Origin of the sequence: Vibrio sp. 10N.222.49.C9, from assembly GCF_041474985.1 — a bacterium.
Lineage (GTDB): Bacteria > Pseudomonadota > Gammaproteobacteria > Enterobacterales > Vibrionaceae > Vibrio > Vibrio crassostreae_C.
The window spans coordinates 1-217 of sequence record NZ_JBFRVD010000901.1; the positions used below are offsets into that span (position 1 = coordinate 1).

The following is a 217-nucleotide window of genomic DNA, read 5'->3' on the forward strand; positions in this document are numbered from 1 at the left end:
ACTTTATAGACATCGCCCCCTTCGTTGACCCAAGTCGCCCCGACTCAAAGCAAGCCCTTGAACTCTACGCCCAATACAATGCCATGCGCTCAAACTCAAGCGCTAACTCGCTTAAGTCTTTAATGCAGGTTTCAAAGCAATGGATTGAATTCAACTGCTCAATAGGGAACTTCCCCTTCCCTGGAAACCCAACTGTACTCGCCACCTACCTGCAGCG

At 49.8% G+C, this 217-nt stretch carries 1 protein-coding gene; it reads left to right on the forward strand.

Annotated features, from left to right (window positions below; all coding sequences use genetic code 11):
* On the forward strand, positions 1 to 217 hold a 217-nt coding region (locus tag AB4585_RS26145), incomplete at both ends, for a hypothetical protein (RefSeq protein ID WP_372171673.1).